The organism is Leptothrix mechoopdaensis (SeqCode), assembly GCF_053893855.1.
Genome location: NZ_CM132699.1, coordinates 2567035 through 2583578, shown reverse-complemented (window position 1 = coordinate 2583578; position 16544 = coordinate 2567035). Strand labels below are relative to the sequence as shown.

General features: G+C 71.7%; 12 protein-coding genes. 9 read left to right on the top strand and 3 right to left on the bottom strand.

Annotated features, from left to right (window positions below; translation table 11 throughout):
- Nucleotides 1–18 precede the first annotated feature (18 nt).
- On the top strand, nucleotides 19–990 hold the full coding sequence (locus ACWA7K_RS11260) for a DMT family transporter (RefSeq protein ID WP_456168562.1): 972 nt from the start codon (nucleotides 19–21) through the stop codon (nucleotides 988–990).
- A 28-nt stretch (nucleotides 991–1018) separates the two neighbouring features.
- On the top strand, nucleotides 1019–2122 hold the full coding sequence (gene selD / locus ACWA7K_RS11255) for a selenide, water dikinase SelD (RefSeq protein ID WP_456168560.1): 1104 nt from the start codon (nucleotides 1019–1021) through the stop codon (nucleotides 2120–2122).
- 159 nt (nucleotides 2123–2281) lie between these two features.
- On the opposite strand, the gene ACWA7K_RS11250 is transcribed toward selD, so the two are convergent.
- Nucleotides 2282–3304: a putative bifunctional diguanylate cyclase/phosphodiesterase gene (locus ACWA7K_RS11250; protein WP_456210110.1), complete on the bottom strand. Its 1023-nt coding sequence runs from the start codon at nucleotides 3302–3304 to the stop codon at nucleotides 2282–2284.
- Nucleotides 3305–3590: 286 nt separating this feature from the next.
- Between ACWA7K_RS11250 and ACWA7K_RS11245 the strand changes: the two genes are divergently transcribed.
- The 7 genes from ACWA7K_RS11245 to ACWA7K_RS11215 all read left to right on the top strand — a co-directional run bounded on the left by ACWA7K_RS11245 (nucleotide 3591) and on the right by ACWA7K_RS11215 (nucleotide 14271).
- Nucleotides 3591–5348, top strand: a complete 1758-nt coding sequence (locus tag ACWA7K_RS11245; RefSeq protein WP_456168556.1) for a PAS domain-containing sensor histidine kinase — start codon at nucleotides 3591–3593, stop codon at nucleotides 5346–5348.
- Nucleotides 5345–5968 carry a response regulator gene (locus ACWA7K_RS11240; protein WP_456168554.1) on the top strand — a complete coding sequence of 208 codons (624 nt, stop codon included), beginning with the start codon at nucleotides 5345–5347 and terminating at the stop codon, nucleotides 5966–5968. Before ACWA7K_RS11245 ends, ACWA7K_RS11240 begins: the two co-directional genes overlap by 4 nt.
- Nucleotides 5969–6057: 89 nt before the next feature.
- Nucleotides 6058–8202, top strand: a complete 2145-nt coding sequence (locus ACWA7K_RS11235; RefSeq protein WP_456168552.1) for a diguanylate cyclase — start codon at nucleotides 6058–6060, stop codon at nucleotides 8200–8202.
- Nucleotides 8199–9815: a hypothetical protein gene (locus tag ACWA7K_RS11230; protein WP_456168551.1), complete on the top strand. Its 1617-nt coding sequence runs from the start codon at nucleotides 8199–8201 to the stop codon at nucleotides 9813–9815. The genes ACWA7K_RS11235 and ACWA7K_RS11230 overlap by 4 nt, the downstream gene beginning before the upstream one ends.
- Before the next feature lie 97 nt (nucleotides 9816–9912).
- A complete protein-coding gene (dusA, locus tag ACWA7K_RS11225; RefSeq protein ID WP_456210108.1) occupies nucleotides 9913–10947 on the top strand; it encodes a tRNA dihydrouridine(20/20a) synthase DusA in 1035 nt (344 codons plus the stop codon).
- Nucleotides 10948–11033: 86 nt separating this feature from the next.
- Complete coding sequence (locus tag ACWA7K_RS11220) at nucleotides 11034–12332, top strand: GGDEF domain-containing protein (protein WP_456168547.1); 1299 nt, start codon at nucleotides 11034–11036, stop codon at nucleotides 12330–12332.
- A gap of 4 nt (nucleotides 12333–12336) precedes the next feature.
- Nucleotides 12337–14271, top strand: a complete 1935-nt coding sequence (locus ACWA7K_RS11215; protein ID WP_456168545.1) for a diguanylate cyclase domain-containing protein — start codon at nucleotides 12337–12339, stop codon at nucleotides 14269–14271.
- Here ACWA7K_RS11215 and ACWA7K_RS11210 read toward each other — a convergent pair.
- Together ACWA7K_RS11210 and glnT are read right to left on the bottom strand one after the other, a co-directional pair.
- The gene (locus tag ACWA7K_RS11210) at nucleotides 14248–15126 is read right to left on the bottom strand and encodes a DMT family transporter (RefSeq protein ID WP_456168778.1); all 879 of its coding nucleotides are present in this window, start codon (nucleotides 15124–15126) and stop codon (nucleotides 14248–14250) included. The genes ACWA7K_RS11215 and ACWA7K_RS11210 overlap by 24 nt on opposite strands.
- Nucleotides 15127–15217: 91 nt before the next feature.
- A complete protein-coding gene (gene glnT, locus ACWA7K_RS11205; RefSeq protein WP_456168543.1) occupies nucleotides 15218–16534 on the bottom strand; it encodes a type III glutamate--ammonia ligase in 1317 nt (438 codons plus the stop codon).
- Nucleotides 16535–16544: the final 10 nt, after the last annotated feature.

Here is a 16544-nt window from a genome sequence, read left to right as displayed (position 1 = left end):
GAAGGTCGACCGGCCGGCATGATCGCGCTGACCCATCGCCGCGCCGTGGCCACCATGCTGGTGGTGACGCTGCTGTGGAGCATCGCCGGGGTGGTCTCGCGCCACCTCGATTCGGCCCGGTCCTTCGAGGTGACCTTCTGGCGCGCCGCCGCCAACGGCGTCGCGCTGGCGCTGCTGCTGTCGTGGTGGCGCGGCCCGGCGACGCTGTGGCGCAGCATCCGCGAGGGTGGCCGCACGATGTTCCTGTCGGCGCTGTGCTGGTGCGTGCTGTTCACGTCCTTCATGCTGGCGCTGACGATGACCACCGTCGCCAACGTGCTGATCACGATGTCGCTGGCGCCGGTGTTCACCGCGCTGATCGCCCGCATCGTGCTGGGCCAGCGCCTGCCGCTGCGGACCTGGATCGCGGTCGTCGTGGCCGGCATCGGCATCGCGTGGATGTACGGCTCGCAGGTCGGCGGCGGATCGGCCTCCGACCTCTGGGGCACGCTGGTCGCGCTGACCGTGCCGATCGCCGGCGCGACGATGTGGACGCTGGCGCAGGTCAACGCGCGGGCCCATCCGGACGACCGCCGCGACATGACGCCGGCCGTGCTGATCGGCACCACCTTGTCGGCCCTGCTGATGCTGGCGCTGGCCTGGCCGCTGCAGGCCAGCCGGCATGACGTCGGCCTGCTGGTGATGCTGGGCGTCGTGCAGCTGGCGATCCCGTGTGTGCTGGCGGTTGCCGTCGGCGCCGTGCTGAAGGCGCCCGAGGCCTCGCTGCTGGGCCTGCTGGAGGTGCTGTTCGGCGTCGCCTGGACCTGGCTGGGCTCGGACGAATCGCCGACCCCGGCGGTGATCGGCGGCGGCTCGCTGGTGCTGGCCGCGCTCGCCATCAACGAGGCGCTGGCGCTGTGGGGCTCACGCGATGAGCCTGTGCGGCCCTCGACCCCATCGACCCCATCGACGTCCACGACCCCATCGACCGCAACGACCTCGCGGGCCTGAGCCGGCCCGCTCCTGACGGAGTCCTGCCTTGTCTGCCACGCCTGCCACGCCTGCCACACCTTCGACGTCCGACACCCGCCCGGCCGAACCGCGCCTGACCTCGCTCTCGCATGGCGGCGGCTGCGGCTGCAAGATCGCCCCGGGCGTGCTGTCCGAGATCCTGCGCGGCACCGCCGCGATGCCGTTGCCGCCGGAACTGCTGGTGGGCATCGAGACCTCGGACGACGCCGCCGTCTACCGCCTCAACGACGAGCAGGCGCTGGTCGCGACGACCGACTTCTTCATGCCGATCGTCGACGACCCGCACGACTTCGGCCGCATCGCCGCGACCAACGCGATCAGCGACGTCTACGCGATGGGCGGCCGGCCGATCTTCGCGCTGGCGCTGGTGGGCATGCCGATCAACGTGCTGGGCACGGCGACGATCGGCCGCATCCTCGAAGGTGGCGCGAGCGCCTGCCGCGCTGCCGGCATCCCGATCGCCGGCGGCCACACGATCGACTCGGTCGAGGCCATCTACGGGCTGGTGGCGCTCGGCCTGGTCCACCCCGACCGCATCAAGCGCAACGCCGATGCACAGCCCGGTGACGTGCTGGTGCTGGGCAAGCCGATCGGCGTGGGTGTGCAGTCGGCCGCGCTGAAGAAGAACCTGCTGGACGACGCCGGCTACGCCCGGATGCTCGACACCACCACGCGCCTGAACACGCCGGGGCCGGACCTGGCGGCCATCGACGGCGTGCATGCGCTGACCGACGTCACCGGCTTCGGCCTGGCCGGCCACGCGCTGGAACTGGCGCGCGGCTCGCGCTGCGCCGTTCGGATCGACTGGTCGGCCGTGCCGCTGCTGGACGGCGTGCGCGGCCTGGCCGAACAGGGTTGCGTGACCGGCGCTTCCGGCCGCAACTGGGCCGGCTATGGCGCCGAGGTCACGCTGCCGGCCGGCTTCGCGGCGGTCGACCGCGCGCTGCTGACCGACCCGCAGACCAGCGGTGGCCTGCTGGTGGCGTGCGCGCCCGCCGCGCTGGACGCCGTGCTGGCGACCTTCCGCCGCCACGGCTTCGAGGCGGCCCGGCCGGTCGGCGAGGTGCTGTCGGCGACGGTCGAACGTCCGACCGGCCTGTACGTCGGCTGAACATCCGACAAGGATTCGACGATGTTCGAGCCGGTGATACCCGACCGGGTCTGAATTCGCTCGGGCGGCAGCCGATAGGGACGATGGGCAGGCCACGGGGCCTGCCAACTTCCCCCGGGTATCGCCTTGGTCGCCTCGTGTTTTCCTGACGCCTTCGATTCAGCGCCGCTGGTTTTCGCGCCGCAGCAGGTGCGCGAACGTGCCCGCCGGCTGAGGGTGGCCGAACAGCCAGCCCTGTGCCGCCGGACAGAGGTGCAGCCGCAGGTGTTCAAGCTGATCCTCGGTCTCGACACCTTCGGCCACGACGTCCAGGCCCAGGCTCAGGCCGAGTGCGACCACCGCATCGGTGATGGCCACGCTGGTGCGGTCACGGCCCATCGCGGCGACGAAGCAGCGGTCGATCTTCAGGCGGTTGACGGGATAGCGGCTCAGGTAGCCGAGCGACGAGTAGCCGGTGCCGAAGTCGTCGATCGCCAGCCGCACGCCCATCGCGCGCAGGCGGCGCATCGTCGGTGCCGCGTGCACGGGGTCCAGCAGCGCGCGCTCGACGATCTCCAGTTCGAGGCAATCCGCGTCCAGACCGGTCTCGCGCAGCACCTCGGCGACCAGGTCGACCAGGTCGTCGCGGGCGAACAGCGGGGCCGACACGTTGACGGCCATCAAGGGCGGCGCGATGCCCATGTCCTGCCAATGCCGCATCTGCTGGCAGGCGGTGCGCAGCGCCCAGGCGTCGAGGTGCCGGATCGCGCCACTGCGTTCGGCGGCGCCGATGAATTCGCCCGGCATGCGCAGGCCATGTGTCGGATCCAGCCAACGAAGCAGGGCTTCGACGCCAATCAATTGACGGTTGACGCAATCGAACTGGGCCTGGTAATGCAGCTCGAACTGGCCGCGGGCCAAGGCCCGCAACAGTGGCCGACCCTCGTCGGCGACGTCCGGATCGATGACATCCGAATCTTCCCAATCCGACATCTGCAGGGTGTCGCCGTTCGCCGCCGCAGCCAGGCTCAAGGTGCCATGAAGCGGTTCGATCACGGTCACGATCTCGTCGCCGCCGCGCCTGGCGACGCGCATCGGCAGGGGCATGGGCAGCGTGCGCTCGAAGTCGGGGCGCGCCGGTGCCGGCGAGGCGCCCATCCAGCGCTGCCACAGGCGGTAGGCGGTCCGGGATGTCGGGGTCATGCTCATGGGAGACGGCAGTCTTGGGTATGGCCTGAAAACCGGTTGCAGATCCGGTTTCTGATTCGGGAACAGTGTCTGGTCAGCCGGGTTCAACGCCCATCGGGCAGGGCTGAAATGGCTCAGGCTTCCCTGATTGCCCACATCAGTGCGGTGTGAACCAATCCCGGTTGTCACGGGTTCCTTGGCCGTGCATGCGCCCCACCGATCCACCCGCAGGCCTGACCGCAGTGAGCCGTCCCGAAGAGGGCAAGGCCGCCCGGGCGCCTGTTTTCCCCGCGTACCCTTGATGTCCGAGTTTCCCGACCACGACCTGGAGAGCCAGCAGCTGATCGAACGCCTGGGGCGTCAGATCGACCAGCTTCGCGAGGCCCGATCGCTGGCCCGCAGCATCCGCCGCCGCGCCGATGACGGCGCATCCCCGCTGATCGAGGAACTGCTGCACGCCGCACGTGCCACCTTGCACGCGCAGGCCCTGTCGCTGGACGACCTGCGCATGGCGCTGGCGCGATGCCAGCAACGGCTGCAGGAGCGCACGCCCGATCAGGACGGCACCGAACTCGTCTCCGATGACCGCGAGGCCCAGGACCTGCTGTTCCTGGCCCATCCGCAGGCGCTGCTGATCGTCGATGTCGAGACCCGCGCGATCCTGTCGGCCAACCCGGCCGCGTGCGAGCAGTACGGCTGGCGCGTCGAGGGCTGGCGCGGCCTGTCGCTGGGCGACCTGCACACCGGCGCGGAACACGCCCGGATGGACACCTACCTCGAACGCCTGGGCAGCGGCATGCCGGCCAGCGGCGGGCTGTGGCAGCACCGCCGCGCCGACGGTTCGACCTTCTTCGTGCACCTGAACTCGCGGCCGATGCACTACCAGGGCCGCGAGGCCCGGCTGATGCTGGTGCGCGACGTCTCCGAGTGGCTCGCGACCGTGTCCGCGCGCGAACAGGCTCTGCAGGCGCTGGGGCGTTCGGAGGCCAACCTGCAGGCCGCGCAGACGCTGGCGCGCATCGGCAGCTTCGAACACGACGTGCGCAGCGGCACCTTCCACTGTTCGCCGCAGCTGCTGCGCATGCTGGGCGGCCTGCCGATCGACGGCCGGCTGACGATGGTGGACATGCTCACCGCGCTGGACCCGCGCGACCGGCCGCTGCTGCTGGGCTTGCGCGACAAGGCGCTGGACGGCCACTCCGGCCAGATCATCGTGCGATGCCCGTGCCGCGGCGGCGGACGGATGATGCAGTGGCATGCCGTGCGGGTCGAACCCGAGACCGACCGCAACGGTCAGGTCATCCGGGTCCACGGCACGGTCCAGGACGTCACCGAATCGCAGCTGGCGGCGCAGGACCTGTCGGACCTGAGCGCGCAGCTGCGCGAGCTGTCGGCGCAGAGCGAATCCCGGCTGGACCAGCTGCGCAAGCGCATGGCGGCCGACCTGCACGACGGGCTGGGCCAGGTGCTCAGCACGATCAAGCTGCGCGTGCAGATGCTCGACCGCGCGGCCCCTGGCGGCGACGAGAAGGGCCGTGGCAGCGATGCCGTCGGCGAGCTGATCGACGAGGCCCTCGAGATGGTCCGCGACTTCAGCGCGCTGATGCGTCCGCCCGCGCTGGAACTCGGTCTGGCCAGCGCCATCGAATGGCTGGCCGACGACTTCCGGCTGCGCGCCGAACTGCCTTGCGAGGTGGTGATCGACGACCCGGCCGGCCGCTGCGCCACGCTGGACGACGACAGCACGCAGGACCTGTTCCGCATCGTCCAGGAATCGCTCGGCAACATCACCCGCCATGCGCAGGCCCGTCAGGTCAACGTGTCGCTGCGCGCCGGCACCGACGTGCTGGTGATCGAGGTGGTCGACGACGGCATCGGCTTCGACCTGGCCTTGCGCCGCCGGCATGGCCACTTCGGCCTGTTCGGCATGCAGGAGCGGGCCTTGCGCCTCGGCGCGCAGCTCCAGCTGCGCAGCGAGGCCGGCCAGGGTTGCAAGGTGCGGCTGGAGATGCCGTGGCCTGCGTCCAGCCGAACGATCGTCGGGGAGGGCCAGTCATGATCCGGATCGTGCTGGCAGATGACCACGCCATCATGCGGGCCGGTCTGGCGGAACTCTTCGCCGGTCAGGAGGACATGGACGTGATCGGCCAGGCCGCCAATGGCGAGGCGCTGTTCGAGCTGCTGCGCCGTGGCCTGCCCGATGTCCTGCTGCTGGACCTCAACATGCCCGGCGAGAGCGGGCCAGTGCTGCTGGCGCGCATCCGCCAGACCTGGCCGGCGCTGCCGGTGCTGGTGCTGACGATGCACGGCTCGCCGTCGATCGTGCAGCGCTCGCTGGAACAGGGCGCGCGCGGCTTCCTCAGCAAGGGCGCCGACATCCAGACGCTGATGACCGCCGTGCGCAAGCTCGCCGTCGGCGAGCGTTTCGTCGAGTCCGCGCTGGCGCAGCGCATGGTGCTGGACGGTCCGGGCGAGAGCGGCGAATGGCGCCTGACCCGGCGCGAGAAGGAAGTGCTCGCGCTGATCGTCGCCGGCGTGCGCCTGGGCGACATCGCCGACCGGATGTTCCTCAGCGCCAAGACGGTCAGCACCCACAAGATGAACCTGATGCGCAAGCTTGGCGTGGACAACAACGCCGACTTGATCCGGCTCGCGATGCGCAGCGGTCTGGACATGTAGGCTCCGGCCGGCAGTAGCAGACGACGACAACGGCAACGGCAACGACAACAACCGCGACACCGACCGTCAAACCGCATCGGGGACCAGGGATGGACAGGATGATCGAGAAGGCCGCCGGACCGCCAGGCTGGCGCAGGGGCCTCCGGGCGGCATGGCTGCTCGTGCTCGCGCTGGGGGCGTTGCTGGCCGGCCCGGCCCGGGCGATGGATGCCGTGTCGGTGCAGCTGAGCTGGTCGCACCAGTTCCAGTTCGCCGGCTACTACGTCGCGCTGGCGCGCGGCTACTACCGCGAGGAAGGTTTCGACGTCGAGCTGCGCCCGGGGGGTTATGGCTCGGCCTCGTCGATCAACGCCGTGCGGCTCGGGCTGGCGCAGTTCGGCGTCGGCAATTCGGGCCTGGCGCTGGCACGGATGAAGGGCGAGCCGGTCGTGGCGCTGGCCGCGATCCTGCAGGAGTCGCCACTGGTCTGGATCGCCCGGCGCGCTCCGTCCGACGGCCGCACGGCCGACCATCCACCGACCGGTCCGAAGCTGGCCGAACTGGCGTCCGGGCGCGTCATGTGGCGCGGCAACCTGGCCGATCAGGCCGAACTGGCCGTGCCGCTGGCGGCCGTGGGCATCGACCTGGCCCGACTGCCGCAGGTCCTGCCGCCTGATCCGGTCGACCGGTTCGCCGAGGGCGAGCTCGACCTGATGGCGGGCTACCGCACGGTCGAGGCCCAGGAGCTGGCCTGGCGCGGGGTGCCGCACTGGATCATCGAGCCCGACCGGCGCCTGCCGGGCTTCTACAGCGAGGTGCTGTTCACCTCCGAGGCCCTGCTGGCGCGCGAGCCGCTGCGGGTCGAACGTTTCCGTCGCGCGACCTTGCGAGGCTGGCAGGCTGCCTTCGACGACATCGAGGGCACGGCGATGCTGATCCATCGCCTGTACACGCCGCACCAGAGCGTCGAGCAGCTGGTGCTGGAAGGCCAGGAGATGGAGCGCCTGAGCCGCCGCGACGACATCGAGCTGGGCCACATGAGCCAGTCGCACTGGCAGCGCGTGGCGGTCGAGCAGGTCCGGCTGGGGCTGGCCGGCAGGGATGACGCCGCCCGGCTGGAGGGCCTGCTGAGACCGGAGCGGCACGAGTCGGTCGCGCTGTTGCCCGATCCGATCCGCCTCGCCCTCGGCGGGCTGGTGCTGGCGCTGTGGCTGACCGTCTGGGGCCTGTGGCGCATCGCCGCGCGGGGCCGGGCCGAGATCGAGCAGCTCAAGGCGGCCCGTCAGCAACAGGGCGACGACGACCTGCGCTTCCAGTTCCTGATGGACGTCGCGCCCTTCCCGGTGCTGATGTTCGGCATCCGCGACGGCCAGGTCGCCTATGCCAACGAACGCGCGATCGGCGCGCTCGGTCTGGCCAGCAGCACCGCCGAGCTGCGCATCCACGACAGCCTGCCGGCGCTGCGCCCGGGTGGCGAACTGATGCAGCGCCTGCAGAGCAGCCGCATCCTGCGCGACATCGAGCTGGAGCGGCCGGGCGTCGGCGCCGAGGCGGCGCACTGGTCGCTGCTAACGATGCGGGCGGTCGAATACGAGGGCAAGCCCTGCGCGTTCGCCGCGGCCATCGACATCACCATGCGCAAGCGCGCCGAGATCGAGCTGACGCTGCTGTCGGCCCAGCGCGGCCGGATCATCGAGGAGGTCGAGCAGCTGCAGTCCAAGCTGCGTGACGCCAGCGTGCGCGATCCGCTGACGGGCCTGTTCAACCGCCGCTACCTGGACGCGACGCTGCGCCGCGAGATGCACCGGGCCCAGCGCGAGAACCGCCCGCTGGCGCTGATGGTGGTCGACGCCGACCACTTCAAGCGCGTCAACGACCACTACGGCCATGCCGGTGGCGACGAGGTGCTGCGCCAGATCGCCCGTGTGCTGCAGGACAACCACCGCAGCGAGGACGTGGTCTGCCGCTACGGCGGCGAGGAGTTCGTGGTCGTGCTGCCCGGCTCGGACCTCGATTTCGCGGCGTCCCGTGCCGACGAGATGCGCAAGACCATCGCGGCGCTGGAGATCCCCACCGACGGCGGCTTTGCCCACATCACCGTGTCGATCGGCGTGGCCGCGACGCTGCCGGGCGACGATGCCGACCTGCTGTTCAAGCGCGCCGATGCGGCCGTCTACGAGGCGAAACACGCCGGGCGCAACCGCGTCGTCGTCTCGGCACCCGACGCTGCGGCGGGCGCCGAGGCTGCGACGTGAACCGGCGCACCGACGCGGCGACACCGGAAGGCGGCGCCGGCGACAAGCCGGTGGCGGCCGCCGGACTGCCGCAACCGGGCGACCGACAACTGCTGCTGATGCGCGCGCTCGCCGCGCTTCTGCTGCCCCTGGTGGTGTTCGGTGCCGGGCAGGCCAGCACCACGCCGGGCGACATGCCGCTGGTGACCCTGGCCACCGGGCCGGCGGTGGTGCTGGCGATGCGGTGGCGGGCCGGATCGCTCCGGTGCGTCGCCGTGCTCGGGCTGCTGCTGGCGCTGCTGGAAGGGGGCGCCCAGCGCCTTGCGCAGCCCCACGGCCTGGACTGGCCCGAGCGCATCGTGCAGGCCCTCGGTTGCGGTTACCTGCTGGCCATCCAGGCGGTCATCGCGGCCCGCCATGTCGAGGCGATGTGGGTCGAGCTGGCGAGGGACCGGCGCCCGCCGCCGTTGCGCCGTCTGGCCGCGACCGCGCGCCTGATCGGCCTGCGGCTGCTGCCGCTGGCCGTGGTGGTGGCGCTGTGCGTGGTCGGCCTGCATCTGGTGCTGCATGTCATGGGCGGCGTCGCGCTGGGTTCGCAGCCGGGGGCCGCCTTGTGGCTGCTCGGCTGGAGCCAGGTGTTGGCCAGCGGCGTGTCTGTGCTGGTGATCGTTCCGCTGCTCAGCTGGGACATCTGGCCGATCCCCGGTGCGCGCGTGCTGGCGGGCATCGCTGGCACGGCGGCGGCCTTGGCGGCCTTGCTGGCCCCGCTGCCGGGCGCGATGGTGCTGCTGCCGGCCTACACCTTCCTGAGCGGCTGGCTGGGCGGGGTCTATGGAGCGGCGCTGGCTTCGGGACTGTCGGTCGGCCTGCTGCTGCTGATCGATCACTGGAACCCCGGCGCCTCGCCGTTCGACGGACCGGACGGCTACGCGGTGCTGCTGCTGATGTGCCTGCGGCTGTGCATCGTCGGCCTGCTGGGCATGGTCTGGAACGAGCCGCGCGTGCGGGGCACGGGCGGGCGCGGACGCGCCGAGCCGCGCTCCGGCGCGCCGACCTTCCGCAACGTCATGGCGCTCGAATGGCACCTGGCCCGGCAGGGCTACGGTCGCGGCCCGCAGGCCGATCGGCCGGTGCTGTGGCTGCACGTCGACATGCCCGTCAACCGCGCGGCCGGTGCCAGCAGCAACCTGGCGCCCCTGTCGTCCGGCAACGAGACCGAGCGCATGACCGACGAGCCGGTGCTGGAGATGATGACCGTCGGCCCGATCGGCCGGCTGGTGTCGACGCCCGCCCACGCGGCCGCGACCGCGCCGCCCGAGCCGGTCGGCGGGCCGGCGGACGGCCTCGACAGCTCGCTGCCGTCGCCGCGCCTGCCGTCGCTGATGCAGACGCTCGCGCGCAGCTTGCGCAGCAACGACGCGGTCGTCCCGATCGCCGGCGAGGCGCTGATCGTGCTGGTCGACAACCTCGACCGCAGCGTCGTCACCAGCCTGATCGACCGCATCGACGTGCTGCTGCTGCGCGAGGGGCGCCGGCACCTGGCGCCGGCCGAGATCCGCCAGGCCGCGCTCATCAACGCCGCATCGGCCGCCGTGCTGCTGACCTCGGCGCGCTTCCTCAGCATCGACCTGTGAGACGGGGCCGGGCGGGTCTGCACCGACAATCGCGGGCTGACCCGAGAGCCTTCCTGCTTCGTTGTGCCTCGTTGTGCCCCGTTGTGCCCCGCTGCCGATGCATCCGTCTCCTGAACCCGCCGTCCTCCCCAGCCCGTGGCGCCTCAGCGTCGCGCCGATGCTGGACTGGACCGACTCGAACTGCCGCCACTTCCACCGCCTGCTGACACGCCACACGCGGCTGTACACCGAGATGGTCACGACCGGCGCGCTGCTGCACGGCGACCAGCACCGGCACCTGGACTTCGGCGAGGTCGAACACCCGGTCGCCCTGCAGCTCGGTGGCAGCGAACCGGCCGACTTGGCGGCCTGCGCGAAGCTGGCGCAGCGCTGGGGTTATGACGAGGTCAACCTCAACTGCGGCTGTCCGAGCGAGCGGGTCCAGCGCGGCGCCTTCGGGGCCTGCCTGATGGCCGAGCCGGCGCTGGTGGCCGACGGCGTCAAGGCGATGCGCGACGCGGTCGACATCCCGGTCACCGTCAAGCACCGCATCGGCATCGACCGCATCGAGCGCTACGACTTCGTGCGCGACTTCGTCGGCACCTTGGCCGAGGCCGGCTGCGAGGTCTTCATCGTGCATGCCCGCAACGCCTGGCTGCAGGGCCTGAGCCCGAAGGAGAACCGCGACATCCCGCCGCTGCGCCACGAGCTGGTGCACCAGCTCAAGCGCGAGTTCCCGCAGCTGACGATCGTCATCAACGGCGGTATCCGCAGCGACGACGAGATCGCCCACCACCTGCAGCATGTCGACGGCGTCATGGTCGGCCGGCAGGCGTACCACGAGCCCTGGCAGATGATCGGCTGGGACCCGCGTTTCTTCGGCACGCCGGCACCGGCGGCCGACCGGCGCGAGGTCGAGGCGGCCTGGATCGCGCACCTGCAACGCGGCCACGAGGCCGGCCGGCCCTGGACCCAGGCGATGCGCCATGCGCTGGGCCTGTGGAACGGCGTGGCCGGCGCCCGCGCCTGGCGCCAGTTCTGGTCTGACGCCCGTCAGCGGGACGTCGCACCGGCGCTGTTGCACGAACGGGCGCCCCAACCGGGCACGGCGCCTGCACCCCAGGCGAATACACTTTCCCAAGCGTCGAGCTGAGTCGCCGCGAGGCGCAGCGCCCCGCAGCACCGGACGGTGAAGATCAACGCGAACAACGGGTGGGAGCGGTGGTGTCGGGAGCGGTCGTGAAATGGCGCAGTGTCTGGGCTCGCAATGAGCGCATTGCGGTCCAGGCGCTGCTCGAGAACCTGCGCCGGATGATCTGGCTGACGGCGCTGCTGGTGCCGCTGAGCCTGTTGCATGTCGCCAGCTCCTGGAACGACCACGCGGTCGCCGCCCCGACCTCCGGCAGCGGCCTGCTGCGCCATTTCGGACTTGCCGGAGCGGGGCCGGCGTCGGCGGCGTCGGGCGGCGCGGCCAGCACCGTCGGCAGCTCGAACGTCGAACTCGGCCAGGCGCGGGCGCGCTGGCGCGAGGCGGTCGTGCTGGTGCATCTGGCGATGGCCGGCAACCTGGCGCTGGTCGGCGGGCTGATCGTCTGGACCCGTCGCCAGCCGCGTCACCGTCGCGGGCTGCAGGAGGTGCTGGAGGTCTGGGGCGTCGGCAGCGTGTTCGGTTTCACCATCGTCGTGGCGAGCATCGACCAGTGGGTCGGCGCGAGCATCACGTCCTTCCTGATCGGCTGCGTGCTGGTCGGCGCGCTGTTCCTGCTGCGGCCGCAACGTTCGGCGCCGATGTACGGCCTGGCCTTCCTGGTCTATGCCTGGGCGATCGGCCTGACCCAGGGCGACGGTGCCCAGCTGGTCGCCAACCGCATCGACGGCCTGATCGCCTGCGGGCTGGGCTTCATGGTCAGCCTGATGATCTGGCGCAAGCACGTGCTCAAGGAGACGCTGGTGGTCGAGCTGCAGAGCTGTCGCCTGCAGCTGCAGGAGCGCACCGAGGAGATGCAGCTGCAGGCCGTGCGCGACCCGCTCACGCAGGTCTGGAACCGGGTCGAGATGCTGCGCCTGATCCAGCGCGAGCTGATGCGGGCACAGCGCCACGGCGGCGAGACCTGCCTGGTGCTGGTCGAGCTGGACCCGCTGCGGCCGGTGATCGAGCGCTGGGGCGCGCCGGCCGGTGAGCGCGTGCTGGTGGCCGTCTCGCACCTGCTGACCGAGAGCTTGCGGGCGACCGACGAGGTCGGCCGGATGACGACCGAGACCTTCGCGATCCTGCTGCCGCAGACGACCCAGGAAGAGGCCCGCTCGCTGGCCGAGCGCCTGCACCTGGCGATCCACCGCCTGCGCCTGCCAATGGCCGACGGCACCGCGACGCCGCTGGCCTGCCTGGCCGTGTCGTGCCAGCCCGGCCGGGCGCTGGTGCCCGTGCCGCAGCAATGTGACCGGCTGTTCTCGGCCGCCGAACAGGCGCTGGCGCAGGTGCGCCAGCAGGGCCGGGGTGCCGTGGGTGTCGCACCGCCGAACGCGGTGCAGGGCTGAACGCATGACGATCCCGCTGGACACGCCCGAGTCCGCCATCGTCAGCCGCAGTTTCGGCCCGCCGCACCGGCGTCACTGGCCGGGCCGGCCGTCGCGGCGTTCGGCCTCGCCGCGCTGGCCCTACCTGCTCGCGGTTGCCCTGGTGGTCCTGCTGGTGCTGGCGCTGGCCGGGCTGGCGCTGATGCTCGAACGCGACCGTCAGCGCGAACGTGCGGCCCTGGCGACGCAGAACATCGCCCGGCTGATCGACGCCAACGTGCGCAGCCTGTTCGAGCAGGCCGACGCGAGCCTGATGGTCGTGGCCGCCCGCGAGTCGCGGCGCGCCCAGGGCGAGGCCGCGCTGACGCCGGCCATGCAGCAGCAGGTCGAACGCGCCAGCAGCCTGCGCGACCTGCGCATCGCCAATGCCGAAGGCCGCTGGCTGACCGGCGGCGAGCGCGATCCGGCGCTGGCCGAAGGCGGGGCGCTGGCGCGGCTGGCGCAGCTCAAGCCGGCCCGCCTGCTGGTCGAAGGGCCGCGGCGCGACACGCCCGGCGGCGAGTGGGTGCTGACGCTGATGCGGCCGGTGATCGACCCGTCCGGGCGCTTCATCGGCGCGGTCGTCGCCGACCTGCCGATCCACCGGCTCGACCGCGTCGTGGAAGGGCTGGAGCTGGGCGAACGTGGCGCCGCGACGCTGCGCACCCAGCGCATGGCGCTGGTCTACCGCAAGCCCTGGCCGGCCCAGGAGGACAAGGTGATCGGCGGCACCGAGGTCTCGCGCCAGCTGCGCGACGAGATGAACCGCCCCGGCGACGAAGGCTTCTACACCGCCAGCACCGCCATCGACGGCATCGAGCGGATCAACGCCTGGCGGCGCGTGAAGGGCCTGCCGCTGGTGGTCATCGTCGGCCTGGCGATCGACGACTTCGTGTCCGACTGGCAGCGCCAGCTGACGATGATCGGCCTGCTCGCCGGCGTTGCCGTGCTGACCGTGACCGTGCTGGTCTGGCTGCTCTACCGCGCGTCGCTGCGCCGCATCGGCGTGGCCGAACAGCGCTTCGAGGCGGTCGTGCAGTACTCGCGCGACGCCATCATCTGCAAGTCGCTGGACAGCCACGTGACGAGCTGGAATGCCGGCGCCGAGGCGGTCTTCGGCTGGCAGGAGCCGGAGATGCTCGGCCAGTCCATCACCCGGCTGCTGCCGCCGGAGCGGCTGCAGGAAGAGACCGAGATCATGGCGCGCATCGTGCGCGGCGAGGTCATCGAGCCGTTCGAGACGGTGCGGCTGCACCGCGATGGCCATCGGGTCGACGTCTCGGTGTCGGTGGCGCCGCTCTACGACGAGAGCGGGCGCGTGGTCGGCGCCTCCAGCATCAACCGCGACGTGTCGCGCCAGAAGGCGATGGAGGAGGAGATCCGCAGCCTGGCCTTCCTCGATGCGCTGACGCGCCTGCCCAATCGCCGGCTGCTGATGGACCGGCTCGGCCAGGCGCTGGTGCGGGCCCGCCGCGACCGCCGCCACGGCGCGCTGATCTTCATCGACCTCGACCACTTCAAGGAACTCAACGACGCCCACGGCCACGAGGCCGGCGACCGCGTGCTGGTCGAGACCGCCCGCCGGCTGGTTGCCCACGTGCGCATGAGCGACACGGTGGCGCGGCTCGGTGGCGACGAGTTCGTGGTGGTCTGCCCGGACCTGGGCGCCGAGCCCGAGGCCGCGCTGCAGGACGTGCAGCAGCTGGTGGTCAAGCTCGACCACGCGCTGTCACAGCCGCTGGAGATGGGCGACCTGCAGCAGGGCATCCGGGCCAGCCTGGGCTGGCGCGTGTTCGGGCCTCAGGATGCCGATGCCGACGGGGTGCTCGACGATGCCGATCAGGCGATGTACGCGCAGAAGGCCGCGCACCGGCAGCACGAGAACGCGGTCAACGAGTCACTGTTCGACCGCTCGATCTGAGCGCCCGGCCGGCCAGGTCGCCAGCAGCAGGCCGGCCAGCGCCAGCGCGTAGGCGGCCAGCTGCGGTGAGCTGACCCGCTCGCCGAGCAGGAAGACGCCGACGGCGGCAGCGGCCAGCGGCAGCATCACGGTGAAGACGCCGGCGCGGGCGGCGCTGACGTGTCGCAGGCCGGTCATCCAGAGCCACACCGTCGCGGTGCTGGCGGCCAGCGCGTAGAAGGTCAGCAGGCCCCAGGTGCCCGCGCCGACCGCGCCGAAGTCGTAGCCCAGCGCCTGCCAGATCGCCAGCGGGCTGACCAGCGCCAGGCCCCACAGGTTGACGATCGCGCTGATGCGGCGCGCGCCGACATGGCCGGTCAGCTGCTTGCCGATGATCACGTAGCTGGCCTCGCAGAACACCGCGCCGACCAGCAGCAGGTGACCCCAGGTCTGCCGGCCGGCATCCAGCGGCGCGACACCGGACGGGCCGGCCTTCACGAAGGCCACGACCGCGATGCCGCCGACGGCGCAGGCGATGCCGGCCAGCACGCGCGCCTCCAGTCGCTCGCCCAGCACGATGCGCGACAGCAGCGCCACGGCGGCCGGCAGCGCCGCCATGATCACGCCGGCGGCCAGCGCCGTGCTCATCGCCACGCCGTAGAGCATGCAGATCGAGAACAGGAAGTTGCCGAGCAGGCTTTCCAGGAACAGCAGGCGCCACTGGCGCGGCCCGAGCGGTGCTTCGTCGGCGGGCTTGCGCAGCCAGCCGGCCATCGCGACCGCCGCGATCAGGAAACGCAGGCCCGCCAGCAGGAAGACCGGGAAGACGGCCACCAGGCTCTTGGACAGGCCCACGTAACTGCCCACCAGCGCCATGCTGGCGGCCAGGCAGAGGTAGGACAGCCAGGGCGTGCGGTGGGCGGCGGGCGCGGTCGCGGAAGGGGACGGGACGTGGGTCAAGGTCGTGTCAGCGCGCGGCATAACGCGCCAGTTCCCAGGCCGTGACCTGGCGCGCGTACTGCAGCGCCTCGTCGCGCTGCAAGGCCAGCAGCTGGGTGTGCAGCGTCGCGCCCAGGGCCTCGGCCAGCACGGTGTCGGCGGCCAGCGCGTCGGCGGCCTCGGCCAGGCTTTGCGGCAGCACGGCTATGCCGCGCGCGCGCAGCGTGGCCAGGTCGAGCGCGAACAGGTCGTCGGTGACGGCGGGGCCCGGATCGAGCTGGCGCGCGATGCCGTCGAGCCCGGCGGCGATCAGTCCGGCGGCCGCCAGGTAGGGATTGGCGCTGGCATCGGGCAGGCGCCATTCGAAGCGGCCGGGCAGGGTGCGGACCAGCGCGGTGCGGTTGTTCGGGCCGTGCGCCACATAGGCCGGCGCCCAGCTGGTGCCCGACAGGCTCTCGCCGACCACCAGCCGCTTGTAGGAGTTCACCGTCGGCGCGGCCAGCGCGCACAGCGCCGCGCTGTGCGCCAGCACGCCGGCGATGAAGTGGCCGGCCAGGCCGCGGGCTTCTTCGACGTCCTCGAACACCGGCTGTTCGCCGGCCCACAGCGAGACGTGGAAATGCAGGCCGCTGCCGGGCTGGTTGGCCCACGGCTTGGGCATGAAGGAGCAGACGACGCCGTGTTCCTCGGCCAGCCGCTGGGCCGCGAGCTTGAACAGCATCAGGCGGTCGCAGCTGGCCAGCACGCCGTCGTGGCGGAAGTTCAGCTCGTACTGGCCGTGCGCGTCCTCGTGGTCGATCTGCTGGACCAGCGCGCCGTCGGCTTCAAGCGCGGCGCGCAAGGCCTGCAGCAGCGGCGCCTGGCGCGGCAGGCTCTGCAGGTCGTAGCTGGGCTTGTCGAGCCGGTCGAGCGGATCGGCCGGCTGCCAGCGGCCGTCGGCATCGCGGCGCAGCAGGAAGAACTCGGGCTCGATGCCGACCTGCAGTTGCCAGCCATGTCCGGCCAGCCGGGCGATCTGGCGGTGCAGCACCTGGCGCGGGCAGGCGTCGAAGGGCTGGCCGGCCACATGGCCGTCGCCGACGATGCGCGCGACGCCCGGCCACCACGGCAGGGGCTGCAGCGTGGCGAGGTCGCCGCGGGCGTGGTACTCGGCACGCGGGCCGGTGCGCGGCAGGCCGGTGCCGGCGATCGACGGCCCGGCGAATCCGGCGCCGTCGACCAGCACCGCTTCGAGCTGGTCGACCGGCACGAGCTTGCCCTTGGGCACGCCGTGGATGTCCGTGAACTGCACCAGCAGCGTGTGCACGCCCTGGCGTTCGAGCTCGACGATGAGGGCCTGTGCCATGCGGTCGTCC

Excerpts from the sequence above, each read along its gene's own strand:
- ACWA7K_RS11260 (WP_456168562.1), top strand. The coding sequence starts at position 19 with ATGATCGCGCTGACCCATCGCCGCGCCGTGGCCACCATGCTGGTGGTG.
- ACWA7K_RS11250 (WP_456210110.1), bottom strand. The coding sequence starts at position 3,304 with ATGACCCCGACATCCCGGACCGCCTACCGCCTGTGGCAGCGCTGGATG.
- ACWA7K_RS11245 (WP_456168556.1), top strand. The coding sequence starts at position 3,591 with ATGTCCGAGTTTCCCGACCACGACCTGGAGAGCCAGCAGCTGATCGAA.
- ACWA7K_RS11240 (WP_456168554.1), top strand. The coding sequence starts at position 5,345 with ATGATCCGGATCGTGCTGGCAGATGACCACGCCATCATGCGGGCCGGT.
- ACWA7K_RS11235 (WP_456168552.1), top strand. The coding sequence starts at position 6,058 with ATGGACAGGATGATCGAGAAGGCCGCCGGACCGCCAGGCTGGCGCAGG.
- dusA (WP_456210108.1), top strand. The coding sequence starts at position 9,913 with ATGCATCCGTCTCCTGAACCCGCCGTCCTCCCCAGCCCGTGGCGCCTC.
- ACWA7K_RS11215 (WP_456168545.1), top strand. The coding sequence starts at position 12,337 with ATGACGATCCCGCTGGACACGCCCGAGTCCGCCATCGTCAGCCGCAGT.
- ACWA7K_RS11210 (WP_456168778.1), bottom strand. The coding sequence starts at position 15,126 with ATGGCGCTGGTGGGCAGTTACGTGGGCCTGTCCAAGAGCCTGGTGGCC.
- glnT (WP_456168543.1), bottom strand. The coding sequence starts at position 16,534 with ATGGCACAGGCCCTCATCGTCGAGCTCGAACGCCAGGGCGTGCACACG.